This is a genomic window from Paenibacillus sp. FSL R5-0407, from assembly GCF_038009185.1.
Lineage (GTDB): Bacteria > Bacillota > Bacilli > Paenibacillales > Paenibacillaceae > Fontibacillus > Fontibacillus vini.
The window spans coordinates 1,070,260-1,092,567 of the sequence record NZ_JBBPAX010000002.1; the positions used below are offsets into that span (position 1 = coordinate 1,070,260).

Sequence of the window (22,308 nt, forward strand, 5' to 3'; positions counted from 1 at the left end):
TAATCCTTCTTCACTCATATCTCCAAGTTATCTCTTTAAGAGGTTGTTCAAAAAGTTATCTTTCCCATGACGAAGCAGATCACGAAGCGGATTCGACGTCGAATCTTGAATTCAGCCGGGCCTTCCGTTGCTCACGTACCTAATGTACTCTCCGCTACTCATGCCCTAGCTTCATCCGACCTAAAGCGTTTTGTAAAAAACGCACTTCGAAAGCATACGCTTTGGTCCTGAAAACCTAACTTTTTGAAATTGCGTTATAGGCCATCCTATTGTTGATGTTGGCTCTTTCTCGTAAACCAGCTCTTGAGCAGCAATGTAACCAGCGCAAGCAATAGAAGCAAGGATGCCACGGCAAACGAGGCGGAAAATTGATACTCGTTATACAAAATTTCAACGTGCAGCGGCAGCGTATTCGTTTCCCCCCGGATATGCCCGGATACGACGGATACCGCACCGAACTCTCCCATCGCTCTCGCATTACACAAAATAATTCCGTACAACAGACCCCATTTGATATTGGGCAGCGTTACTTTCCAGAAAATCCGGAATCCGCGGGCTCCCAGCGTTACCGCCGCTTCTTCCTCCTGCTGTCCCTGGTCCTCCATCAACGGGATCAACTCCCTCGCGACGAAAGGAAATGTAACGAACAAAGTAGCCAATACTATTCCCGGTAAAGCGAAAATCACTTTCAGGTCATGCTCCTGCAGCCAAGGGCCGAACCAACCGTGAGCCCCGTATACAAGCACATAGATAAGTCCCCCGATGACCGGCGATACGGCAAACGGTAAATCAATCAGCGTTACCAAAACCTGCTTGCCGCGGAACTTAAATTTGGTGATGGCCCAGGCCGCCGCTACACCGAATATGGTATTCAGCGGCACCGTGACGGCTGCCACGAGCAAAGTCAGCTTCAAGGCGGACATAGCGTCGGGATCGCGGATCGCGTCCACGTAGACGCCTAGCCCTTTCTTCAAAGATTCAATAATGACAACGGCCAGCGGCAAAACGATTAGCCAAAGCAGCACAAGCACTGCCGCGCCGATCAAAACCCATTTTGCGACTCCGGACGAACGCGTCGTCCGATTTCTGGCCGTTGGAGTTTTAGCGGATGCTAAAGGAACGGAACCTGCCATTTGCTCTACCCCTCTCTCCGGTATTCTTTCCGGTTCTGAATTCGCGCAAGATTATCCCTACACTAACGCGCTGTTTTACGAACCCTGCGCTGCAGCGAATTTATGAGCAGCATCAGAACGAACGATATCAGCAACAGCAGCAACGCGACCGCCGTCGCACCGGCGTAATCGAACTGCTCCAGTTTCGACATAATGAGAAGCGGAGCGATCTCTGTCTTCATCGGCATATTGCCGGAAATAAAGACGACCGATCCGTACTCTCCGATGCCGCGGGAAAAAGCAAGCGCAAAACCGGTCAACAGAGGCGGCAGCAATTCCGGAAGGACCACCTTGCGGAAGGTGCGGAATCGGCTCGCTCCCAGCGTAGCCGCCGCTTCCTCTACCTCCGCATCCAGATCCTGCAGCACCGGCTGCACCGTTCTGACTACAAAAGGAATACCGATAAACATTAGGGCAAGCGTAATGCCGATGGGTGAGAATGCCAGGCGGATGCCGAGCGGTTCAAACAGTGAGCCGATCCAGCCGTTTTGGGAGTAGATCGCCGTCAGCGACACCCCGGCTACCGCAGTAGGAAGCGCGAACGGAAGATCGATCATCGCATCGAACAATCTTTTTCCGGGAAAATCATATCTGACCAGAACCCAGGCCAGCAGCAGTCCCAGAACGGTATCGATGAGTCCGGCCGCCGCCGCGGTCAAAAAGCTGATTTTGTAAGAAGCCAATACCCGCGGATCGGTGGCTACATCCCAGAACTTCGCCCAGGTTAGTCCAGTCGAATTCAGCAGCAGCGCCGATAACGGAATCAACACTACAAGACTGAGATAAAGCACACTATAGCCCATGGTGAGCCCAAAGCCGGGCAGCACCCCGCGCTTGGAAGCGCTAGTTTGCATGAACCTTCATCCTTTCTTCCCGCGTCCCGCCACGGACAAACCTAACTGTAGCGGAACGCGCCTCCGTTGGTTACGGTCGGTCATTTAGGCGTGTAAATCTGGCTGAATATTCCTCCGTCATTAAAATGCTTCGGCTGAGCTTCATCCCAGCCTCCGAATACTTCATCGATTGTAAACAGCTTAATTTCCGGGAATTGATCGGCGAATTTCGTCTTCACGCTATCCAACGTAGGACGGTAATAGTTCTCCGCCGCGATCGTCTGCCCTTCCTCGGAGTACAGATATTCCAAGTAGGCCTCCGCCACTTCACGGGTACCGTGTTTGTCGACGTTTTTATCGACTACGGCTACCGGGGGCTCCGCCAAAATACTTTCGGACGGATAGACGATATCGAATTTATCCGGGCCAAGCTCTTTTACGGACAACCAGGCTTCGTTTTCCCAAGCAAGCAGTACGTCACCAAGTCCGCGTTCTACAAAAGTCGTTGTCGCTCCGCGGGCCCCGCTATCCAATACAGGAACATGCTGGAACAACTCTTTAACAAACTCTTGCGCCTTGGCTTCATCGTTGTTGTTTTGATGCAGGGCATAACCCCAAGCCGCCAGGTAATTCCACCGGGCACCGCCGGACGTTTGCGGATTCGGCGTAATCACTTCCACGCCGTCTTTGATCAGATCGTCCCAATCCTGGATCCCTTTCGGATTTCCTTTCCGCACCAGGAACACAATTGTCGAAGTGTATGGCGAACTGTTCAGCTCATATTTCTTCTGCCAGTCCTCTGCGATCAGTCCGCTATCTTTAATGGCATCGATGTCGTATCCCAGCGCCAGCGTGACTACATCGGCTTCCAGTCCGTCGATGACCGCCCGCCCTTGCTTGCCTGAGCCTCCATGGGATTGCTTTATCGTCACCTTTTGTCCTTTTTCCTGTTCCCAGTAAGCCGCAAACGCCTTATTATAATTCTCGTATAATTCCCGTGTCGGATCGTAGGATACGTTCAGCAGTTCTACACTTTTCTTGCCCCCGTCATTTTTAGCACCGTTCTTTGCATCGGTTTCCGATCCGCAGGCCGCGAGCACCGCCACCATGGTCAGAGCCAACCCGATTAGAACCCCTTTTTTCATTCTTTTGCTCATCCGTATCACTCCTATCTCTTCTTGTTTTTTTGTCATGCCGAGCAGGATTTTCTCTCCTTCGCCAAACCGTTAAAAAAACGGAGAAACGCTCCTGCCCGATCGGTCAGACCGAGCTGCTACCCGTGTCTGCCATGGCAAGTAGAGCGTTCCTCCGTCCGTACGGCTAGAACCATTTAAGATTATTCCTACCTGTTTAGTATGTTATGTAGTTATTCTAAATGCCCGGGTGTTGGTTGTCAAACCTTTTTTTGAAAAAATGTCCTTTTAACACTACACTTTGAGCTTCGTTCCATTCCACAAAGTCAATTCCCATCGTTTTCATTGGAAATATCCAGTTAAACAAGCGAAAAGATGCGACCTACGGGCCTTCCATTGGATATTCTCTTAGGCCCCCTAATAAAACTGGAGTCCTCCTACCCAAAAAATTTATACTAGAAGTAAGGGAGAGGATCCAGTATGGGGAAAAAGCGGAAAGAAGAAATCAAAATTCAAATCGTTAAAGAAGCATTGTCTGGAATTAAGGTGGGGGTGTTGGCCCGCATGTATGATTTGCATCCTGAAACCATTCGTTTGTGGGTTAAAGAGTATCGTGATTCAATTCCAACAGAAGAAATCCCTGCAACAGATGAGCATTTGCAAGAACTACGGCGACTGCAAGATGTTGAGCAACGCTATGAAAAGGCGGTTAAAGTGCTCGGGGAGAAGGAACTCGAAATAGAGATACTTCGTGAATTATTAAAAAAGCAGAACCCCGCTTATCCGAAAAATTCGAAATAGCAGAGCAATTTATTAAGCGGGGAGAAGCAGCAGCAGTCGTTCTGCGGATCATGGGACTCTCGGAATCCACCTATTACGATCGTAAAAAGCGGATGAGTGACCCGGAAAGACGTTCCAGAGCAAGACATAGTGGACGTCCAGCGCCCGGATACTCATATACTTTTAACGGAGAACAAGTAAGTGACGACCAAATTAACAGTTGGCTTCTTGAGCTTATTGAGGGTGAGGAGCATGTTTATGGCTACAAATTTCTTGGACATTGCATCCGTGACCGATATAACGTAAGGCTGAATAAAAAGAAATCCCATCGCTTATGCAAGGAACTAGGGATCCTACAAAAAGCACGCCAACGTAAGCCGGCCCATCCACGGAGATTACCGAAAAATCGGGTGGTCACAGGATCGAATCAATTGTGGCAAATGGATATTAAGTATGGTTATGTAATCGGACGCGAACGGTTCTTTTTTGTACTTAGCATTATTGATGTATTTGATCGTGTCGTGGTTGGTCAATATAGAGGTCCTGTGTGTGAGGCAAAACATGCCGTGCAGACGCTTTGTCATGCATTGCAGAAGCGCATACAGCCAGGAGAACCCATGCCTGTAATTCGCACAGATAACGGGCCGCAATTTGTAAGTAAATTATTTGGGGATATGTGCGAGAGTCTGGAACTCATTCATGAAAGAATACCGCCACGCACACCAAACATGAATGCTTACATTGAATCCTTCCACAGTGTACTTGAGCGACATTTATTCAGTCTAAGAGACTTCATGACTTTTGAGGAAGCTTACGAGGCTTTAGATGGTTACATGGACTTTTACAACAACAGAAAAATGCATGGCAGTTTAAAAAGAATGCCTCCTGCGGTATTTTCTGTTTGGGTTAAAACGCAGGAGGATACGTCTGAATTTCATAAAGCGATGTAATTGTTTGAAATAGTGAGCTATTATGCGAACGAGCCATTTTTGGTGGGTAAGACTCCGGATTTAAGGGGCCTAGCCGTATATCCAATGGGAAGACGGCAAACTTCCTCTTTTGAGGTTAAACCGGGTACATTCCATTGGAAATATCCAGTGACTTAATCGGAATTAAACTAATTTCGGGAAACTCATTGGATAAAACCAATGAAGGGATCGTTAATGCGCTCCTTCCCGCTTTCCCATCGGATTTTTATCGAACCGCGCTAATTTACCACTCGATATCCGGGCACTCCAACTCCCTTCCATGCTCCTTCATACTCTTTTTTTTCTCTTCCGCAACCCCTATGTCCTCCGTGCTCCCCAACGCCCTTCCTCCTCTACACTCTTCCTTCTTACCCTCCGATCCCATCCCCTTCGCGCTCCACCATGCTCTCTTGGACTTCTACATACTCTGCTTTTACTCTTCCCCAACCCCTATGCCCTCCGTGCTCCCCAACACCCTTCCTCCTCCACACTCTTCATTTTTACTCTCCGGCCCCTCCATCCCCTTCGTACTCCACCATGCACTCTTGGACTTCTACATACTCTGCTTTTACTCTTCCGTAACCCCCACGCTCCCCTCCTTCGTGCTCCTTTGTGCTCCTCCACACTCTTCCTCACCTGCTCTCTTATGCCTCTCATTGGATAAAATCCAACGAAACACTCATACTGAGGCTGTTTTTGGTATTTCATTGGATAAAATCCAATGAAACAAACGTGATTCGCCGAAGTCGGCTAATTACTTGGATTTTGATTGGATGTTATCCAATCAAAACCGAAGTCCGGCTTAAATAACTGTGTTTGGTTGGAAAATTTCCAACGAGCGATTATTCGATTATCCCAACCAGTAGCGATTACCCCTTCAACGAGTTAGTTAGTTCAAACAATTAGAACAAGCCACATACGCATAAGTGAAAATCAGCAGAAAAAAACCGCGGAGCCCCAGGCCCCGCGGTCATTCACATCCAATAGTTTACTTAAACTTATCTTTTCCTACTTCCAATTCACCAGCTTACTTTACACTTACCTTCATCTACTTCCAATCCACCAGTTTACTTCTCACCACTATCGCTTACTTCCCGTTCCCTCAGGCTTCCCCAGCTTACTTCGTACTCCGAACCGGCTCTACGCAGGACGGCTGCTTGATGGCCAGCTCCATACCGGTCTCCGTCAGGCTTCCGGTGGCCGGGTCCCTACGGAACAGGACCACATTGTCGGTGAACTGGTTCGCAACGATTGCGAAGTCTTCCAATACGGCGAAGTTGCGCGGCCATTTGCCTCCAGTTCCGGTCCATTCCGGTTGGCTGAGGGTTCCGGCGGCCGGATCGACGGCAAACCGGACGATGCTGTCATGACCCCGATTGGAGCCGTACAAGTACCGGCCATCGGCGCTAAGATGCACGTCGGCGGGATAGCTTTCACCAACGAAATCTTCCGGAATTGTTGCAATATGCTGCAAAATCTCCAAATGTCCCTGAACCGGATTATACGCATAGACGGTAATCGTGTTGTTCAATTCATTGATTCCATAGGCATGCTGCCCGTTGGGATGAATCACAAAATGACGCGGCCCGGCGCCCGGAGGAAGCTTCACTTCTCCCTGCGTCGTCAGCTTGCCGTCCTCCACCCGATAGTACACAATCTGATCGAGTCCGAGATCCGACACATACACAAATTTCCCGTCTTCCCCCGGCACTACGCTATGCGCATGAGCCGCTTCCTGCCGGTCCTGGCGGAATCCTTGCCCAATATGCTGCACAAGCGCGGTCGTTTCACTCAAAGCACCTTGCTCATCAAGCGCAAAGCGGCCCACATGTCCGCTGGAGTAGTTGGCTGCCAGGAGGCTGCCGTCCGATGACAAGGAGAGATGGCAAGGATCCGCTCCCTGGGTCGGCAATGAATTCAATTGCTTCAATTTCCCACTCTCTGGGTCCACTTCATAACTGACAACCGCTCCTTCCGACTGCTCGCTAGCGGCATACAGTCTGGAAGCATTCTGATTCAGCACCAGGAAGGAAGGATTTTTGATTCCTGACGTGCCGTGGATCAGACGCAGCGTTCCCGTCTTCGGATCCAATCCGCAAAGCCGGATTCCCTCGTCCTCCTCCGACGCATAAGTTCCTACATAAAACAACAGTTCCTCATTTCCGATCGATGCACTCATTTTATACCCCTCTCCCTTTCCGTACCCCGTCTTCCGTATCACATTTTTTCAGCAGACGGTGATCATCGGATAGCTTAATTTCATCAAAATAGGCAACAAGCCTGGGCTATTCATTTACTTTCCCCTTTAAGCGGCATTTTTGAAACAGCTCATGATACAGCAGGCTTAAGATTTTTTGCGCCGCAAGGATATGGTATAATGTTCTCGCTCGTCTATTAAAAGAATACAGCGTGAAAGGATCATCCGATTATGAATTTGATAGATACTTCTTATATGAAATGGATCGTTACGATCGGAGCCGCTCTGATGGCGATATCCGTGCTGATCGTCCGGCTGAAAGCCAGCCGTAGGCCCGTGACGGTCAAAAAGATCATCATTCCGCCGCTCGGCATGGCAACGGGATTCGCCATGTTCATCGCGCCTGAGATGCACATTCCGCTTCTCTGGGCACTGATTGCCTTTGTCGTAGGATGGCTGCTATTCTCTTACCCGCTGATCAAGACTACGCATTTCGAAATCGTCGGCGAAGAGGTGTTTGCCAAGCGCTCTCCCGGCTTCGCCTTCATCCTCATCGGACTTCTGGTGCTCCGGCTCGCGCTGCATGAAGTGGTTGAGCAATATATCTCTGTGTTGCAGACAGGCTCCGTATTTTTCCTGCTGGCCTTTGGGATGATCTTACGCTGGAGACTGTTCATGCTGAAAGAATATCGGGCCATCACCGGCCTCACTAATCCGCCAGCCGGGGCTTAACCCCGGCTGTTTCGGGCTCTTTGACCCATCCCGTAACGACGCAGCGATTACGCCCCCCGTTCTTCGCTTCATATAAGCAATGGTCCGCCAAAGAAATGAACTCGTCCTCATCGATTCTTTGAAATGGCGGCAAACAGTATCCTCCGACACTAACCGTCACTTCCCGGGAAGCAGTAGAACCGACATGTTCGATCCCAAGGCCGGCTATCGTCAGCCTGATCCCTTCCGCCACTTCGTATGTACCGCGGGCATCCAGCCCGGACAAAAGGATGGCAAACTCCTCTCCTCCATACCTGGCAGCAAAACCGAAAAACGGCTTTACCTCACGAGAAATGGTCTTTGCGATCGTCTTCAGTACATGATCACCGCCCAAATGCCCGTAATGGTCGTTATACGCCTTGAAACAATCCACATCCAGAATCAATAGTGAAAGCGGCGTGTGTCTCTCTTCGGGAGCTACGAGTTCCCAAGATATGATCTCATCCAATCGCCTTCGGTTTGAAATCTCCGTCAGCCCGTCGAGACTGGATAAACGGACAAGCTCCTCATTCGCCCTCTCCAATTGCTTCCCGGATTCCAACAGCTGTTTATGCTGGTCGGACAACCGGATAAATAGCCGGTTCACTTCGTTGACTACCGAGCACAGCACCACTGTTGCGGCGATGACCGAATTAATTCTGGCCAGATACCATCCCAGGCTGTAGCGCGTTCCCGCAAACAACGTCAGAAGAATGTCAAACAGAAGAGCCAGTAAGGCCACGGAAATCCAAAGATGCAGAACGCCGCGAGCTCGAAAACGAACCATAACCATGACAAGAGCCATTAAATTAACCACACCCACAGCAGGACCGACGCCGGTTTCAAGCACCCTCCAGTACCCTCTAGGTTCGATTAATGACGGGAACAAATGATTCCAACCCGTAGACAACTTGAACAATAAATAAACAACGGCAATAGTAAGAATAAGTCCTATCCCCGCATACATCGATATTTCGCTTTTCGAGGTCAGGGGTTTTGGATGTCGTTTCCCTACAAATAAATATAACAAAATCCCGGCCGGAAAGCCTCCGTGCCAATAAATCCACAGCCAGGCAGCCGTCTGACTGTCTGCGCCGAGCATGCCTTCCGCCGAAAAAATTCCCGGAAAGGTCAGAATGTGCAATGCAGTAATTAATCCCGTAAACAAATAAGTGCAAGACATAACGAGAAGGGACGGGACCCCGGAAGCCCTGTATTGGTTAAAAAGGATAAAGGCCGTAAGCAGATCGCCGAAAATAAACCAGGATATAAAGATCGGCAGAAAGGGCCCGAAGGCGGGAAGGTTTTTCATTCCGAATGGGAGCGCTGCCAGAGATATGACGATAATTAGCAGGGCAAGCAGCAGAGCGAATCTTCTCTGCCCCCGATTGGAAGGGATGTCGAGAATCTGGGATCCCACCTTGAAATTACTATGCACGGGGATAGCCCTCCTCTTGGTTGCAGTAGCATCGTTGTCCATATTAGTTCCAAGATATTAGATTTCACCCCTTGTTGCAATCCTTTTCTCCAAGTTAAATTCATACAATCTTTATTCGCAAATAAAAAAGGCTATCCGCCGACTCGTAAGCCTGCGAATAACCTTAAGTTCAATATGGATACGGGAAAAACATCAGCTTACCTGAGTTTCGGCAGGCCGGAGAATCGACGAACCGATCGCCAGTAGAATTAATGCCATTAATCCCAGAATGGCCAGCGGCAGCGTCACACTGCCCATCCCCCCGCCAGCCGAGAGCTTCTCTACGGCTTCAATCGTCCATTTTTGCGGAACGAAGTTCGCGGCCTTCTGCATAAATTCGGGCATAAACGAAACCGGCCAGAAACAGCCCCCAAGCATACAGGTCGGCGTAATGATGAGACTGTTAAGCATGCCTGCATTTTGCGGATTCCGGATCAGACCCGCGACCGCGCTTGCGAGGCCCATTGCCACGAGCATAAAGGCACCCAGCACGATAAAATGCTGCAGTAACGGCACATCGTAATCATAACGCAGGACATAACCGCTGAATAATAGAACCAGCAAAATTTGCGTAATTCCTACGGCGAAGCTCCCGAGGAAATTGCCCAGCGTAATCTCCCAGGCCCGAACCGGGGCGCTGAATACCCGGGCCATCGTTCTGCGCCGGCGGTCCTCCAGTATTTTGCTTACCGAGCTGTTGACGAGCCCCATCAAGAACATAAGCGTAAAACCGGTCACGATATTCAATCCCGGTTTGGGATAAATCTGCATATCGTGCTTGACCGAGCTTACGGCATGCTTTCTCGTCTGCTCCAGCATCGTACCGAAAACCGCTTTGTCCCCGGCCAGCCCTGCGGTTGAAGCCATCCCCTGGGACAACTGCTGGAGCGTCAACCGGAGCGTGATCGACGCTTCGCTCATTTTCAGCTCATACATACGTACAACCTTGGAGTTGCCGGACAAGATGCCATCCGTAAACCCGGACGGGATCACAAAACCGGCTTCGCCTTTGCTCCCGGTAATCTCCTTTTTCATAGCCTCTTCGGTTTCTATCTCTTTCAGCATGTAGTCCGGCTTCGCCCTCAATTCATCCAGCAAATGCGTGCTTGCTGTCCCGCCATCCTCATTCACGTATAGAATCCGTGCTTTACTGGACTCTTGCTGCCCCATCAAGGCAACCGCCAGGGTGATTACCACGCAAGGGAGCAGAATATGAAGGAGTGCCCCCTTTTTCGTGCCGGCGATCTGCCGGATCATATTCCAGGCAATCGTCAAACTATTCATATTGATATCCCGCCTTCCGGTACGAAATCATGCCAATCAGCAGTAGTACGCCACCGACGATGCTCAGCATCAGAATATGGTGTAAAATTTCTGACGGAGCCGCGTCCAGCATAATGCGCAATATCCCCTGCAGCGCCCAGTGATTTACGGTTCCTTCGCTCAGCTTCTGAATCAGATCTACCGGAATCGGCTGGAAGCCTCCGCTTAGGAAAGTCATCAGAATGATAATAAACTGCACGATCGCGTTCGCCGTGGTCTGAGACTTGCTTAAAAGAGAGACGGTAACGGCAAGCATCATAGAGCACAATACGACCAATACGCAAATCGCAAGCAGATACCCCGGATGGGCTCCCCATTTAACCCCGTACAACCAGGAGGTCCCAAAAATAATGACCGCGGCCTGCAGAAGCGTAACGATGCTGTTTCCGAATATTTTCCCTACAAAAATCTGCAGTGGACTAATCGGCATCGAACCCAACCGATATAACGTCTTTCCTTCGATTTCGCTGTTCAGGCTCTCGTTGACCATCAACCCGGAATAAAGCAGGAACATGATCAGCATGGAAGCCGCGTAATATTGAAAAGCCGAATACGAATCGCCCTTTTCGTTCAATGAAGCATTCTCGACATATGAAAAGGCTGCGTTGTTCTCCGCATCCGCCTGAGCCGGGATCGCCTTTTCCGGTCCTAATACGATAGCCGATGCCTGTATCCGGTTCACTTCGTCCAGGTAAGCGTCGAAAGTCATGGTGGCAACATGGTTTTTCAGATGGTCTTTCCCTAATATATATTCCCAGTGGGCAGGCTGCCCCATGTTGACATTGGCTTCGAAGCCTTCAGGGATTACTACGGCAAAGTCGATTTTTCCCGAGCGCAGGTCAGCTTCCGCTTGTTCCCGGCTAACCCCGCTGCGGGCTTCAATCGAAGATTTGATCTCCGGGCTATCTAGGAATTCCTGCAATCCGAAATCTCCAGCCGCTTCCCCCGCCGGCTTCACCAAGGTGACCACGGATTTATCCAGCTTGATATCCTCTCCGGAGTCAAACACGGCGGATAAGGCATTCCCCAAGATAAAGATTAGCAGGAGCGGGAGTAAAAACAGATTTAGCAACACTACCCTCGCCCGGATTAGCTTGCGGATTTCAAACCACAAAATCGTCCATAATTTCATCGTACCGTCCCCCTAATCCCGCAGCGTGCGCCCGGTCAGATTCAAGAAGAGCGTTTCCAGCGTAGGCTGCTCGCACACGACGGAATGGATGATGGCGTCATGCTTGGCGCAGATGTAGAGAATGTCCTGCAGATCGTTTTGGGACGAAGGCGTATACAGCTCCACATCGTTGCCCTCCTGCATAACCCGAGAGATCCGCGGATGCATCCGCAGTTCACCGATAACCTGATCGTTAATCCCAGTAGCCTTGATTTTGATTTTCTCCTCGTCGGCCACGCGTTCCCGCAGCTCTCCTTGGGTTCCGCACGCGATCACATGCCCCTGATCGACGATCGCCACCCGGTCGCAAATGGCGGACACTTCCTCCATATAATGACTTGTATAAATCACGGTGGACCCCAACCGGTTCAATTCCCGGACCGACTCCAGGATGTGATTACGGGACTGCGGGTCAATGCCAACAGTCGGTTCGTCCATAATGATCAGCTTGGGACGATGCATAATCGCGCAAGCGATATTCAGCCTTCGCTTCATGCCGCCGGAGAATGTCTTTGGCAATTCCTTTCCCCGATCCGCCAAGCCGACGAAGGCCAGCGATTCAGCGACGCGTTCCTTTAACTGCCGGCCTCGCAAGCCGTACAGCTTCCCGAAAAAGGCAACATTGTCGGCCACCGGCATTCCTTCGTATAACGCCAGATCCTGCGGCACAAGTCCGATTCTCCGCTTGACCTCGAGCACCTGCTCTTTAACGGAAATGCCGTCAACCCGAATTTCTCCCTGATCCATCCGCAGCAGCCCGACGATCATGTTGATCGCGGTGCTTTTGCCGGCCCCGTTCGGACCGAGCAGCCCGAAGATCTCCCCGTCTTCAATGGACAGATTCAAATGATCCACGGACAGTTTATCCCCATAACGTTTAATCACATCTTTCATCTCTACAAGAGCCATCGTTCTTCCCCGCCTTCCGTCTTCTTTTCCCAATTCCTGTATTCATTCTATCAAGATCCCTCCGCTTCCGAAGGTAGAGATGGTCATAACTTGCGGGTGACCATAGTCACCTCTTCTTGAAGAAAGGACTTTTACCGAAACGGTGTTGTGCTATAATGAATCCAGCTTTGCAGTACAATTTTGTGTTCAAAAAGTCAGGTTTACAGGACCAAGAAGGTTGGATGAAGCTAGGGACTGAGTAGCGGAGCTAAACGTTTTCGTAGAAAACGACTTCGTAAGCATTTGCTCATAGGGTACGTGAGCAACGGAGGGCCCGGCTGAATTCAAGATTCGACGTCGAATCCACTTCATGATCCCCTTCGTCATGGAAAGATGACTTTTTGAACAACCTCTATAAGAAAAAAGGTTGGGGAATATGCCTAAACGAACCCTGCTGTCGCTGGCTTACGGAATCGCCCTGATTACCTGCTTCCTTCAGATTTACGAGCTCTCGCAACCCGGATACGGGCTGTATTTAATTCGGGTCTTATGCCTGTTGGGCCTCCTTGTGGCGGGCCAGATTTTTGTATTCGAAGCTCCGCTTGCGGTCCTTTCGGTCGTACAAATCATGTATATGGCCTGGTTCTGCAAGACTTATGGCGAATTGACCGATTTCGCTGCCGTCACTCCGGTGTTTCTATATATGCGGCTGCCGCACCCCTATTCCCGCTGGGTCTTATTCGGCTTTCACGTTGCCGCGCTTAACTATGCCGTTTACGGTCAGCCTCTCCCGTGGATTGCGGCCAGCAATCTTTTCCTTTTGATCACAGGGCTCCTTCTCGCTCTTCTCCGGAACTTCGCCACAAATAAACAATCGGCCGATACCCGGTACGACGATCTCCGCAAAAAGCATTACGAGCTGGATGAAACGAGAAACCGGCTGCTGCTTTTCACCAAGCAAGTGGAAGGAGCAGCGCAGGCGGAGGAACGAAACCGTATCTCCCGCCAGCTCCACGATGATGTAGGTCACCGTCTGATCCGGGCTAAAATGATGATGGAAGCGGCGCTTCAGATTATCCCGAAGGATCAGGACAAGGGAATGACTATGCTGCTGCAAATTCGCGATCAATTGACTTCCGGGCTGGACGAGATGAGAGCGGCGGTTCGGCGCATGAAGCTTCCCGAGGAAGTTTCGGGAATTCACGCCCTGGGACGCATGCTGGAAGAGGTCGGTCGGGAGACCGGGCTGCGGACCAATTTGACGGTGGAGGGAAATCCTTATGCCCTGTATCCGAGCCAGGAACTGATCCTGTACAAAAACGCCCGGGAAGCTGTCACCAATGCGCTGAAGCACGGACATCCCGAGTCCGTGAACATCGTCATCTCCTACAAAGATCGTGAAGTCTGCATGGCGGTTAGCAATGACGGCGCCCTGCCGGAGACGATGCCATCTGAGACGAAAGGCCTCGGGCTGACAGGTATGAAAGAGCGTTGCGCTTTGGCGGGCGGTCAGTTGGATATCTCTCTGAGCCCGTTCTTTACGATAACAACAAGACTGCCGGTTGTGCGGCATGAAGAGATAATATAATTCTCAATGGGGAGATCGGAGTGAAACGCCTTATGACGACAACGAATCTGACGGTTTTTATTGTGGACGACGACCCTTTCATCCGGGAGAGCCTGACCTTGTTGATCGGTCTGGATCCTGAAATCGAGGTGGCCGGTTCGGCCTCCAACGGAGCTGAGGCTGCTGAGATCATCGGGCGCGGGCCTTATCCGGATGTGGTGCTGATGGATATCCGCATGCCCGTCTGCGACGGGGTTGAAGGAACGAAGAAGATCAAAGCGTTGTCTGACGGCATTTCGGTACTGATACTGACGACCTTTGACGATGATGAATTTATTATTGAAGCGTTGCGGAATGGGGCCAGCGGATATTTACTCAAAAACATCCCTCCCGACCGGATCATTCAAGGTATCAAAACGGTACATAGCGGAAGCATGCTCATTCACCCGGATGTGGCGCGGAAATTGACGGGACTGTTGCGCCCCGCTCCTCCAGCTCCATCCGATGACAAGCTGACCGAGGCGGGATTAACGACTGCGGAGCAAAATGTGGTTAGGCTGATTGCCGACGGCATGTCCAACAAGGAGATCGCCGGACAGTTGTTTTTAAGCGAGGGAACGGTCAAAAATTACGTCACCGATATTCTCGGCAAGCTCGGCGTCCGCGACCGGACGCAACTGGCCATCCTGTACTGGAAAACCAAGAGCGGGTCTTGATATTAGCGCTTAAAATTACATAAGAGTTCTATAAATTCAAAAAAGCTGCCCCCCTGTATTCCCCGGAGGCAGCTTTATTATGATTCATAGGCAAATCCGGACCGGTTTAACGGTCCACTTTCATGGAGTTGGTGTTGATAAGTTGCGGAAGCATCTTCGTTCCCTTCACCATTTCAGAGGAACACAGCGGACATACCGGAACATAGTCAAACGCAAAGTTATCCCTCATCCATCCGTTGCAATCCTCGCTCATGCAAGACCATACCGGCGTGTTCTCTTCAGGAATTTCTTCAATCGTTTTTTTACGGTAGTTCATGATTACCTCCTATAAAGTTCTTTTGCCCAAGCACCTCTATGAGTAACTAACCCCGGAAACCATCAACCGTATGCTTAAAAAAAACAAAAACTGCCCTTAACGCACGCGTTAAGAGCAGTTATGCCTGCATTACAGTTTTACGACGTTCTCGGCTTGCGGTCCGCGGTTGCCTTGAACAACGTTAAATTGTACACGTTGGCCTTCATCAAGCGTTTTGAAGCCTTCGCCTGTGATAGCGCTGAAATGAACGAATACGTCATTTCCGCCTTCAACTTCGATAAAGCCGAAGCCTTTCTCAGCGTTGAACCATTTTACTGTTCCTGTTTCCATGAAAGATTACCTCCTGTTTAAAGATTAACATGATCCTTTTTTACATAAAAAAATTCACATATTGAAAAAAGTTCATTTTAAAAATTGACACTCTTTTCAATATCTGAATATCACTTCTTAAAACTTCAATTGTTTTCATTATACTCTGCCGGAATGTAAAAAGCAAATCAAAACCAAGTTTGCTGGACAGAAAGTTGATGCCGGACTATAATGACTAGTGTAATCCGCAGTTTATAGTTCAGGGGAGCTGGAAATTGGCCGGCTGAGATTGTGTCCTCAAGACACTGACCCTTTAACCTGATCTGGGTAATGCCAGCGTAGGAAGAATGTTTAGCATGGAGCTTGTTTTTTCGTAGCCATGAACCTACGCGTCCCGATCCGGGGCGCTTTTTTTGTATCCGGATCCCAGAGGACGCTGCCGCCAACAGAGTGTTTTCAGGAATGCATTGAACGAGAAACTGCGGAAATTCCACATCCGAAAAGGAGAGAATTTCTGTGAAGCAAACAAAATGGACGCTGCTGATGCTGTGCGGACTTCTGATCGCGGCCTTGACGGCCTGCGGCCAAAGCGACGGCAAGGCAAACAAAGCGGCCGGAAACGAAGCAGCCTCATCCGGCAAGGAACCATCCAAATCCATGCAGGACGTTAAGATCGTCCTCGACTGGAGTCCCAACACGAACCACACCGGTCTTTATGTAGCCAAAGAACAGGGCTTTTATGAAGAAGAAGGACTGAACGTCGATATTCTCTTGCCAGGATCCGGCGGCGCAGACGCCATGGTAGCTTCCGGCGAAGTTCCCTTCGGCATCAGCTACCAGGAGGGCGTGACCCAGGGCCGCACTCAAGGCGTTCCGCTCGTTTCGATCGCCGCAGTCATTCAGCATAATACCTCGGGCTTTGCGGCTCCGGTAGACCGGGGCATCAAAACTCCTAAAGATTATGAAGGCAAAACCTATGGCGGCTGGGGCTCCCCTGTCGAGGAAGCGATCTTGAAATCGATTATGGACCAGACCGGGGCCGATGTCGGCAAAGTAAAATTCGTCAATATGGGCGAAGCCGATTATTTTACGGCGGTAAAACGGGATATCGATTTTGCCTGGATCTTTTATGCGTGGACGGGAATTGAAGCCGAATTGCGCGGCGAGCCGCTGGACATGCAATATGTTAAGGATTATACGGATAAACTGGATTATTATACCCCGGTTATCGTAACGAATGAAAAAACGGCCGCAAACGACCCTGAGCTGGTGAAGGCCTTTATGCGGGCTACTTCCAAGGGCTATGAGTACGCGATCGAGCATCCGGAGGAAGCCGCAGACATTCTGCTTAAGGCGGTTCCGGATTTGGACAAGGAACTGGTCCTGGCAAGCCAAAAATGGCTCAGCCCGAAATACCAGGATGACGCGGCCCGTTGGGGAGAACAGAAACGCGAAGTATGGCAGAACTACTCCGATTGGATGCATGAGCGGGGCTTGATCGAGAAAGAACTGGATACCGACAAGGCTTTTACCAACGAATTTCTGCCTGAGTAATATAAGAGGTTACTTTGAACTCGCACTATAAATGCCCTATTTTAAATAAAAGTCTGGAGGATGAACAATTATGCCAAACGCACTTCTCAGCATTCAAATCATTCCTAAAACACCGAACGGTGAAGACGTAATCCCTTATGTCGACCGCGCTATCGAGGTTATTCAAGCATCCGGCGTCAAGTATCAGGTCAATCCGCTGGAAACGACAATGGAAGGCGATCTGGAAGAACTTCTGGCCATCGTCAAGCAAATGAATGAAGCGGTAACGGAATTCGGCAGCAAGGGGATCATCTCGCAAATTAAAATCTCTTACAATCCGCAAGGCGTCAGCATGGACAAGCTGACCGAGAAATATCGTCCATGAAGCTCCGCCGACTCTGGAACAGCATATGGCCGCCCTTAGTGGCGGTCATCTTGCTTTTGGCCGTTTGGCAGGCGGCAACCTCCATTTTTCAAATTGAAAAATGGATCCTCCCCAGCCCCTCCGATATCGTCAGGGAGGCCACGGGCGGCGCGGCCGGCCTCTGGAAGCATACGATGGCTACGCTGCGGCTTATGCTGGTAGGCTTCGCCATCGGTACCGGAACCGGGCTTCTGGTAGCTTTTTCGCTTCATTATATTCCGTCCCTGAAATCGTCGCTTTATCCGTTGATCATCCTTAGTCAGAATATACCTACGATCGCGCTCGCTCCTCTGCTCATGATCTGGTTCGGATTCGGCATTCTTCCGAAGATTATCGTGATCACCCTGGTCTGCTTTTTTCCAGTGGCCGTCGCGGCCATGGACGGGCTGACCCGTACCGACCGCGTCATGCTGGATTATATGAGAATGGCGGGCGCGTCCAAAGGCCAGATATTCCGTAAACTTGAGGTGCCCCATGCTCTCCCTTCCATCCTATCCGGCGTCAAAATTGCAGCCACATACAGTGTCATGGGGGCGGTAATCGCCGAATGGATCGGAGCGGACAAAGGCATCGGATATTACATGATGCTGCAGAAGTCCTCTTTTCGCACGGACAAAATATTCGTGGCCATCACCATCATAGTAACCATCAGCCTTGCCATGTTTGCGCTGATCGCCCTGTTGGAAAAATGGCTGGTCCGTTATAAACCTCTCAAGGACGACAAATAAAAAGGGGGCTTTCGCCAATGATGAATACCGAAAAATCCGCCTCCGTCTCGGGTACCGATATCGCTGCGCTAGAGATTCAGGGAATCAGCCTTGCTTTTCGTAAACGGCGCCAGCAGTTGCCGGTGCTGAACGACATTTCTCTGACCGTACCCGCTGGAAAATTCGTTTCTATCATCGGTCCCTCCGGCTGCGGAAAGAGCACTCTATTCCATGTGATCGGGGGCCTGCTGGAGCCGGACCAAGGGGTCGTGCGCATGGGCGGGCGGGAAGTAACGGGTCAGCGCGGGCTTATCAGCTATGTACCGCAAAAACCGGCCCTGTTCCCTTGGCGGAATACGCTGGACAATGTACTGCTCGCCCGGGAAATTTCGGGTGACGCCAACGAAGCGGCCCGTGCGGAAGCCCGGGAGTGGCTGGTACGGGCTGGTCTCGGCGGCTTCGAGAAGTCCTACCCGCACATGCTGTCGGGCGGCATGCAGCAGCGGGCTTCCTTCCTGCGCGGACTGCTCGCTCCGCAGGAAGTGATATGCCTCGACGAGCCGTTCAGCTCCCTGGACGAGCTGACGCGCAGCGATATGCAGCGCTGGCTGCTCGATCTGTGGGAAACAAGCCGGCGGTCCGTCCTCCTAATTACGCATAGTGTCGAAGAGGCACTGCTGCTATCCGATACAATCTATTTATTCTCCGGCCGTCCGGCTTCCGTGCTCCACCGGGTGGACGTGCCTTTTGCCCGGCCCCGGAGGGAGAGCGTTGTAGAGGAACCCGGATTCCTGGAGCTTAAGCGTGAAATTAGTGCGCGAATGAAAGAAGAACAAAGCAAAAAGCCAATCTGAGAGACGGTCTTCCCCGCCTCTTCGGATTGGCTTGTTACTTAAGCGTTCTCATTTTTACAAGGAGTAAATCTCCAACGTTTCTTCGGATAAGCCCATCATCGCATGAACGACATCCGGATCAAACTGGGTGCCTGCATGCCGGATTAGTTCCAGCCTGGCTTCGCTCAGCTTAAGTCTCCGGCGGTAGAGCTGGTTCGACGTCATCGAATCGAACGCGTCAATGACAGCACAGATACGTGCTCCCAGCGGAATTTCCTCTCCGGCAAGCCCGTCAGGATACCCTCTTCCGTCCCAGCGTTCATGGTGGTGCTTTACGATTTGCACAATTTCCGGACCGAATCCCGGATTGCTCTCCGCCATCGCTGCACCGATCACAGGATGCTGCTTAAGCGCTTCCCATTGAGCATGAGTCAACGGCTCACGCTGGGTAATCACTTCCCTCGGAATGAAGGTCTTCCCGATGTCGTGCAGGAAGCAACCTCTGACCAACTGCCCGGTCTCCCGTTCCGGCAATTTCAGCGGTACCGCTATCTTCTCAGCCAACATGGCGACTCTTGTCGAGTGGTAATAAATTTCCGGATGTTTGTCCAGCAGCGCCTTTAGCCATTTTCCGGCGTCCGGGTCCTGGTCCAATTTCAGTTGTTCTATGTATATAGTTGAAGCAGCCACCGGTCCTACCCCCTAATGCCCAAGTCTGACTTGTTTAGCTCTGTAATTCCAAAAATGTGGTAGTTTTGTAATGGAACTCTTTAACATTATAGGCCAAAAGTTAGAATTATGCATAGGTAAAAGTGACGAATTTTGATGAAAAAAGTAAAATAACCGAACTATCATCTTCCAGCATAGGAGTGAAATTAATTAATGGATTCTTTATTTTACGCCGCATCGGGGCCCCGCTCCAATGATCGCTTCCCTTTTATCGACGCTCATATCCATCTTGACCTTTACGAGGAGGCTGTCCAACATCGGCTTATTAAAGAAGCAGCCGAACTGGGAGCTGCGGCTTTAATAGGCGTGTCCATGGATCTGGCCTCTTCCCGGAAAAACCTCGCGCTCTCCGAACAATATCCGGGGCTTGTGGTCCCCGCCTTCGGCTATCATCCGGAACAACCGGTCCCGTCGCCTACTGAAACGGAAGCTTTGTTGTCATGGATCGAGGAGAACGCCTCAAGCATGGCTGCCGTAGGTGAAATCGGCTTGCCGTATTACTCGCGATTGGAAGCGGAGGAACGGGGCGAAGCATTTGACCTTTCCCCGTATATCGAGTTACTCGAGCAGCTTCTACAGCTTGCGGGCAGACTTGGCAAACCCGTAGTGCTTCATGCCGTCTACGACGATGCGGACCTGGTGTGCGATCTACTGGATCGCCATGGGATTGAGAAGGCACACTTTCATTGGTTCAAGGGCCCGGAACATACAGTGCGCCGCATGGCTGAGCGCGGATATTTCGTCTCGTTCACGCCGGATTTGCTGTACGAGCCGGAGATCATGGATTTGGCGCGATATTACCCCGCCGAGCTCGTCATGGCGGAGACCGACGGTCCCTGGCCGTTCGAAGGTCCGTTTGCCGGGCAGCCTACGCACCCCGGCATGGTTCGTGAGGTGGCCGCGGCATGGGCACGACTGCATGGGATAACGGAGGAAGAGGGATCACGTATCCTGTTTAATAACACACGGCGATTCTACGGGATATAACACAGTTGCCTCGCTCCGCAGTTTGTGGCTAGTTTCAAAAAGAGTGGGGGGTGGTTGGCCGTTCATAGGAACCGGTCCTTCTTCGGGCCTTAGTTTGATTCTAACGGACACAGCGGACCTTAACGGCTCAAAATCGGGGATTTTGATCGGCTAACGGACAGGAGAGACGCTATTCTCCTTTTTTAGGCAGCACTGAGCCTGATTTTGCCCATTTAAGGTCTCTGGTGTCCGTTAGCCTTGAAAAAAGTGGATTTATGGCTAATTAAGGTCCCTCATGTCCGTTAGAGTTTGGCGCACTTAGCACACTTGGGGCACTTGGGGCACACAGCACACTTACCTCACTTGCCACGACTAGCCCACTTCACTTCAATCAAACTCTCGATTAAGCACCGCCATGCCGGAAATGGCAACCTTCCTATCAACAAATTAGCGTCCCCCTTCCCTCACAGCTTCTATTGACAACGAACTTCGCTCATGAAATAATTTGGTATCCATCTAATTAGCCTGTTATCAAATTTCATTATAAGGAGGTACCTCCCCATGCAGCTTGATAAAATCGTCCAGTTTCATAAAACAATCGGCGACGTCACCCGCATCCGGATCATCGCTTTGCTCAAGAACGGCCCGCTTCACGGGCAGGCGCTGGCCGGGAAACTGGGCGTCTCGCCTCCAACGATTACCCACCATATGGCGAAACTCCGCGAGACCGATCTGATTTACGAACGCCGGGACAAAAACACGATCTACTTTTATCTGAATGAAAAGAGTCTTGCCCTGCAAGCTCAAGCCATATTGAACATTGGAGCGAACAACGAATCGGAGACCGGTATTGATAATCATGCGGCGAATGAGAAGGCCATGGAGAAAATGACGGTCATCCGTAACTTCTTCACCAAGGACGGGATGCTGAAGCACTTGCCTGCACAGCTCAAGAAAAAGCGATTTGTCCTCGAGCATCTTGTGCAAGGTTTGGAGCCGCATAAGAAATACACCGAGAAGGAAATCAACGAGTACATTAAAAAATACCATGAGGATTTTGCCACGATCCGCCGCGAATTCATTATGCATCATTATATGTACCGGGAAAACGGGATCTATGAATTGAATCCGCCGGAACTGTGGGGCCGGTCCTGATCGCCCGTGAGTGCTGAGGCAACGGAAACAGGGTGTCCGTCATTATTTACGACGAAAAGGATCACAGAGCGGAGTAGCAAGCTCTTCGTGATCCTCCTCCTAATGTATTTTTTTATAACTTAGTGTACCTCGTAATTATGACCATAGTTATTATCCCAATACGTTTGCCCGCCAGTTGTATAGGAAATCGCATATTTAACATTCGAAGCTCCCGGAACGGCGAAACTATATTTACGATCTTTACTGTTTTCGTCGGATTCAGGTTCTTCACATAGATATTGCCGCTGAATGTACCGTTGTTCAGATTACTATCGGCGTTAAGCACATTTGGTTTCCCCAAAATGATAGATGTTAGAGGGTA

At 50.6% G+C, this 22,308-nt stretch carries 24 protein-coding genes and 1 riboswitch; of the genes, 11 read left to right on the forward strand and 13 right to left on the reverse strand.

The window, feature by feature from the left end; translation table 11 throughout:
- Positions 1 to 266 precede the first annotated feature (266 nt).
- From cysW to NYE70_RS23985, 3 genes are all read right to left on the reverse strand, one after another.
- The gene (gene cysW / locus NYE70_RS23975; RefSeq protein ID WP_211022217.1) at positions 267 to 1,133 is read right to left on the reverse strand and encodes a sulfate ABC transporter permease subunit CysW; all 867 of its coding nucleotides are present in this window, start codon (positions 1,131 to 1,133) and stop codon (positions 267 to 269) included.
- Between the two features lie 62 nt (positions 1,134 to 1,195).
- On the reverse strand, positions 1,196 to 2,026 hold the full coding sequence (gene cysT / locus NYE70_RS23980; RefSeq protein ID WP_211022218.1) for a sulfate ABC transporter permease subunit CysT: 831 nt from the start codon (positions 2,024 to 2,026) through the stop codon (positions 1,196 to 1,198).
- 80 nt (positions 2,027 to 2,106) lie between these two features.
- Positions 2,107 to 3,162: a sulfate ABC transporter substrate-binding protein gene (locus NYE70_RS23985; RefSeq protein ID WP_211022219.1), complete on the reverse strand. Its 1,056-nt coding sequence runs from the start codon at positions 3,160 to 3,162 to the stop codon at positions 2,107 to 2,109.
- A gap of 456 nt (positions 3,163 to 3,618) precedes the next feature.
- Between NYE70_RS23985 and NYE70_RS23990 the strand changes: the two genes are divergently transcribed.
- On the forward strand, positions 3,619 to 3,939 hold the full coding sequence (locus NYE70_RS23990) for a transposase (protein ID WP_211020868.1): 321 nt from the start codon (positions 3,619 to 3,621) through the stop codon (positions 3,937 to 3,939).
- An 11-nt stretch (positions 3,940 to 3,950) separates the two neighbouring features.
- Entirely contained in the window at positions 3,951 to 4,868 is a 918-nt protein-coding gene (locus NYE70_RS23995; protein WP_280520412.1) for an IS3 family transposase, read from the forward strand.
- Between the two features lie 262 nt (positions 4,869 to 5,130).
- On the opposite strand, the gene NYE70_RS24000 is transcribed toward NYE70_RS23995, so the two are convergent.
- Positions 5,131 to 5,271: a hypothetical protein gene (locus tag NYE70_RS24000; RefSeq protein ID WP_341048624.1), complete on the reverse strand. Its 141-nt coding sequence runs from the start codon at positions 5,269 to 5,271 to the stop codon at positions 5,131 to 5,133.
- 732 nt (positions 5,272 to 6,003) lie between these two features.
- On the reverse strand, positions 6,004 to 7,065 hold the full coding sequence (locus NYE70_RS24005; RefSeq protein ID WP_213656801.1) for a lactonase family protein: 1,062 nt from the start codon (positions 7,063 to 7,065) through the stop codon (positions 6,004 to 6,006).
- 249 nt (positions 7,066 to 7,314) lie between these two features.
- Between NYE70_RS24005 and NYE70_RS24010 the strand changes: the two genes are divergently transcribed.
- Positions 7,315 to 7,815, forward strand: coding sequence for a CcdC family protein (locus tag NYE70_RS24010; protein ID WP_211022221.1), 501 nt, complete (start codon positions 7,315 to 7,317; stop codon positions 7,813 to 7,815).
- On the opposite strand, the gene NYE70_RS24015 is transcribed toward NYE70_RS24010, so the two are convergent.
- The 4 genes from NYE70_RS24015 to NYE70_RS24030 form a co-directional block, all read right to left on the reverse strand.
- Positions 7,793 to 9,271: a sensor domain-containing diguanylate cyclase gene (locus NYE70_RS24015; protein ID WP_341048627.1), complete on the reverse strand. Its 1,479-nt coding sequence runs from the start codon at positions 9,269 to 9,271 to the stop codon at positions 7,793 to 7,795. The two genes, NYE70_RS24010 and NYE70_RS24015, sit on opposite strands and share 23 nt — an antisense overlap.
- Positions 9,272 to 9,463: 192 nt before the next feature.
- Positions 9,464 to 10,594, reverse strand: a complete 1,131-nt coding sequence (locus NYE70_RS24020) for an ABC transporter permease (RefSeq protein WP_211022223.1) — start codon at positions 10,592 to 10,594, stop codon at positions 9,464 to 9,466.
- Complete coding sequence (locus NYE70_RS24025) at positions 10,587 to 11,765, reverse strand: ABC transporter permease (protein ID WP_211022224.1); 1,179 nt, start codon at positions 11,763 to 11,765, stop codon at positions 10,587 to 10,589. Before NYE70_RS24025 ends, NYE70_RS24020 begins: the two co-directional genes overlap by 8 nt.
- Positions 11,766 to 11,777: 12 nt before the next feature.
- Entirely contained in the window at positions 11,778 to 12,713 is a 936-nt protein-coding gene (locus tag NYE70_RS24030; RefSeq protein WP_341048972.1) for an ABC transporter ATP-binding protein, read from the reverse strand.
- A 415-nt stretch (positions 12,714 to 13,128) separates the two neighbouring features.
- Here NYE70_RS24030 and NYE70_RS24035 point away from each other — a divergent pair, with 415 nt between their 5' ends.
- Together NYE70_RS24035 and NYE70_RS24040 are read left to right on the forward strand one after the other, a co-directional pair.
- Positions 13,129 to 14,280 (forward strand): sensor histidine kinase, encoded by a 1,152-nt coding sequence (locus tag NYE70_RS24035; protein ID WP_211022226.1) that lies wholly within the window; start codon positions 13,129 to 13,131, stop codon positions 14,278 to 14,280.
- 32 nt (positions 14,281 to 14,312) lie between these two features.
- Complete coding sequence (locus NYE70_RS24040) at positions 14,313 to 14,975, forward strand: response regulator (RefSeq protein WP_290408619.1); 663 nt, start codon at positions 14,313 to 14,315, stop codon at positions 14,973 to 14,975.
- A gap of 106 nt (positions 14,976 to 15,081) precedes the next feature.
- Here NYE70_RS24040 and NYE70_RS24045 read toward each other — a convergent pair whose 3' ends face one another.
- On the reverse strand, positions 15,082 to 15,291 hold the full coding sequence (locus NYE70_RS24045) for a cold-shock protein (RefSeq protein ID WP_211022228.1): 210 nt from the start codon (positions 15,289 to 15,291) through the stop codon (positions 15,082 to 15,084).
- 129 nt (positions 15,292 to 15,420) lie between these two features.
- The gene (locus tag NYE70_RS24050; RefSeq protein WP_009223993.1) at positions 15,421 to 15,621 is read right to left on the reverse strand and encodes a cold-shock protein; all 201 of its coding nucleotides are present in this window, start codon (positions 15,619 to 15,621) and stop codon (positions 15,421 to 15,423) included.
- A 230-nt stretch (positions 15,622 to 15,851) separates the two neighbouring features.
- Positions 15,852 to 15,962: riboswitch (TPP riboswitch) on the forward strand.
- A gap of 181 nt (positions 15,963 to 16,143) precedes the next feature.
- Here NYE70_RS24050 and NYE70_RS24055 point away from each other — a divergent pair.
- The 4 genes from NYE70_RS24055 to NYE70_RS24070 all read left to right on the forward strand — a co-directional run bounded on the left by NYE70_RS24055 (position 16,144) and on the right by NYE70_RS24070 (position 19,118).
- Positions 16,144 to 17,154 (forward strand): ABC transporter substrate-binding protein, encoded by a 1,011-nt coding sequence (locus NYE70_RS24055; RefSeq protein ID WP_211022523.1) that lies wholly within the window; start codon positions 16,144 to 16,146, stop codon positions 17,152 to 17,154.
- A 70-nt stretch (positions 17,155 to 17,224) separates the two neighbouring features.
- A complete protein-coding gene (locus tag NYE70_RS24060) occupies positions 17,225 to 17,518 on the forward strand; it encodes a thiamine-binding protein (RefSeq protein ID WP_211022229.1) in 294 nt (97 codons plus the stop codon).
- Positions 17,515 to 18,285 (forward strand): ABC transporter permease, encoded by a 771-nt coding sequence (locus NYE70_RS24065; RefSeq protein WP_213656807.1) that lies wholly within the window; start codon positions 17,515 to 17,517, stop codon positions 18,283 to 18,285. The genes NYE70_RS24060 and NYE70_RS24065 overlap by 4 nt, the downstream gene beginning before the upstream one ends.
- 17 nt (positions 18,286 to 18,302) lie before the next feature.
- Positions 18,303 to 19,118: an ABC transporter ATP-binding protein gene (locus NYE70_RS24070; RefSeq protein WP_290408620.1), complete on the forward strand. Its 816-nt coding sequence runs from the start codon at positions 18,303 to 18,305 to the stop codon at positions 19,116 to 19,118.
- 54 nt (positions 19,119 to 19,172) lie between these two features.
- Here NYE70_RS24070 and NYE70_RS24075 read toward each other — a convergent pair whose 3' ends face one another.
- On the reverse strand, positions 19,173 to 19,787 hold the full coding sequence (locus tag NYE70_RS24075; RefSeq protein ID WP_211022232.1) for an HD-GYP domain-containing protein: 615 nt from the start codon (positions 19,785 to 19,787) through the stop codon (positions 19,173 to 19,175).
- Positions 19,788 to 19,979: 192 nt separating this feature from the next.
- Between NYE70_RS24075 and NYE70_RS24080 the strand changes: the two genes are divergently transcribed.
- Positions 19,980 to 20,813 (forward strand): TatD family hydrolase, encoded by an 834-nt coding sequence (locus NYE70_RS24080; protein ID WP_290408621.1) that lies wholly within the window; start codon positions 19,980 to 19,982, stop codon positions 20,811 to 20,813.
- 540 nt (positions 20,814 to 21,353) lie between these two features.
- A complete protein-coding gene (locus NYE70_RS24085) occupies positions 21,354 to 21,947 on the forward strand; it encodes a DUF2087 domain-containing protein (RefSeq protein ID WP_290408622.1) in 594 nt (197 codons plus the stop codon).
- Between the two features lie 119 nt (positions 21,948 to 22,066).
- On the opposite strand, the gene NYE70_RS26060 is transcribed toward NYE70_RS24085, so the two are convergent.
- Positions 22,067 to 22,237: a hypothetical protein gene (locus NYE70_RS26060; protein WP_354006034.1), complete on the reverse strand. Its 171-nt coding sequence runs from the start codon at positions 22,235 to 22,237 to the stop codon at positions 22,067 to 22,069.
- Positions 22,238 to 22,308: the final 71 nt, after the last annotated feature.

What these genes read in the sequence shown, in the direction of transcription:
- cysW (WP_211022217.1), bottom strand. Translation starts at nt 1,133, where the DNA reads ATGGCAGGTTCCGTTCCTTTAGCATCCGCTAAAACTCCAACGGCCAGA.
- cysT (WP_211022218.1), bottom strand. Translation starts at nt 2,026, where the DNA reads ATGCAAACTAGCGCTTCCAAGCGCGGGGTGCTGCCCGGCTTTGGGCTC.
- NYE70_RS23985 (WP_211022219.1), bottom strand. Translation starts at nt 3,162, where the DNA reads ATGAGCAAAAGAATGAAAAAAGGGGTTCTAATCGGGTTGGCTCTGACC.
- NYE70_RS23990 (WP_211020868.1), top strand. Translation starts at nt 3,619, where the DNA reads ATGGGGAAAAAGCGGAAAGAAGAAATCAAAATTCAAATCGTTAAAGAA.
- NYE70_RS24000 (WP_341048624.1), bottom strand. Translation starts at nt 5,271, where the DNA reads ATGGGATCGGAGGGTAAGAAGGAAGAGTGTAGAGGAGGAAGGGCGTTG.
- NYE70_RS24005 (WP_213656801.1), bottom strand. Translation starts at nt 7,065, where the DNA reads ATGAGTGCATCGATCGGAAATGAGGAACTGTTGTTTTATGTAGGAACT.
- NYE70_RS24010 (WP_211022221.1), top strand. Translation starts at nt 7,315, where the DNA reads ATGAATTTGATAGATACTTCTTATATGAAATGGATCGTTACGATCGGA.
- NYE70_RS24020 (WP_211022223.1), bottom strand. Translation starts at nt 10,594, where the DNA reads ATGAATAGTTTGACGATTGCCTGGAATATGATCCGGCAGATCGCCGGC.
- NYE70_RS24025 (WP_211022224.1), bottom strand. Translation starts at nt 11,765, where the DNA reads ATGAAATTATGGACGATTTTGTGGTTTGAAATCCGCAAGCTAATCCGG.
- NYE70_RS24030 (WP_341048972.1), bottom strand. Translation starts at nt 12,713, where the DNA reads ATGGCTCTTGTAGAGATGAAAGATGTGATTAAACGTTATGGGGATAAA.
- NYE70_RS24035 (WP_211022226.1), top strand. Translation starts at nt 13,129, where the DNA reads ATGCCTAAACGAACCCTGCTGTCGCTGGCTTACGGAATCGCCCTGATT.
- NYE70_RS24040 (WP_290408619.1), top strand. Translation starts at nt 14,313, where the DNA reads ATGACGACAACGAATCTGACGGTTTTTATTGTGGACGACGACCCTTTC.
- NYE70_RS24045 (WP_211022228.1), bottom strand. Translation starts at nt 15,291, where the DNA reads ATGAACTACCGTAAAAAAACGATTGAAGAAATTCCTGAAGAGAACACG.
- NYE70_RS24050 (WP_009223993.1), bottom strand. Translation starts at nt 15,621, where the DNA reads ATGGAAACAGGAACAGTAAAATGGTTCAACGCTGAGAAAGGCTTCGGC.
- NYE70_RS24055 (WP_211022523.1), top strand. Translation starts at nt 16,144, where the DNA reads ATGCTGTGCGGACTTCTGATCGCGGCCTTGACGGCCTGCGGCCAAAGC.
- NYE70_RS24060 (WP_211022229.1), top strand. Translation starts at nt 17,225, where the DNA reads ATGCCAAACGCACTTCTCAGCATTCAAATCATTCCTAAAACACCGAAC.
- NYE70_RS24065 (WP_213656807.1), top strand. Translation starts at nt 17,515, where the DNA reads ATGAAGCTCCGCCGACTCTGGAACAGCATATGGCCGCCCTTAGTGGCG.
- NYE70_RS24070 (WP_290408620.1), top strand. Translation starts at nt 18,303, where the DNA reads ATGATGAATACCGAAAAATCCGCCTCCGTCTCGGGTACCGATATCGCT.
- NYE70_RS24080 (WP_290408621.1), top strand. Translation starts at nt 19,980, where the DNA reads ATGGATTCTTTATTTTACGCCGCATCGGGGCCCCGCTCCAATGATCGC.
- NYE70_RS24085 (WP_290408622.1), top strand. Translation starts at nt 21,354, where the DNA reads ATGCAGCTTGATAAAATCGTCCAGTTTCATAAAACAATCGGCGACGTC.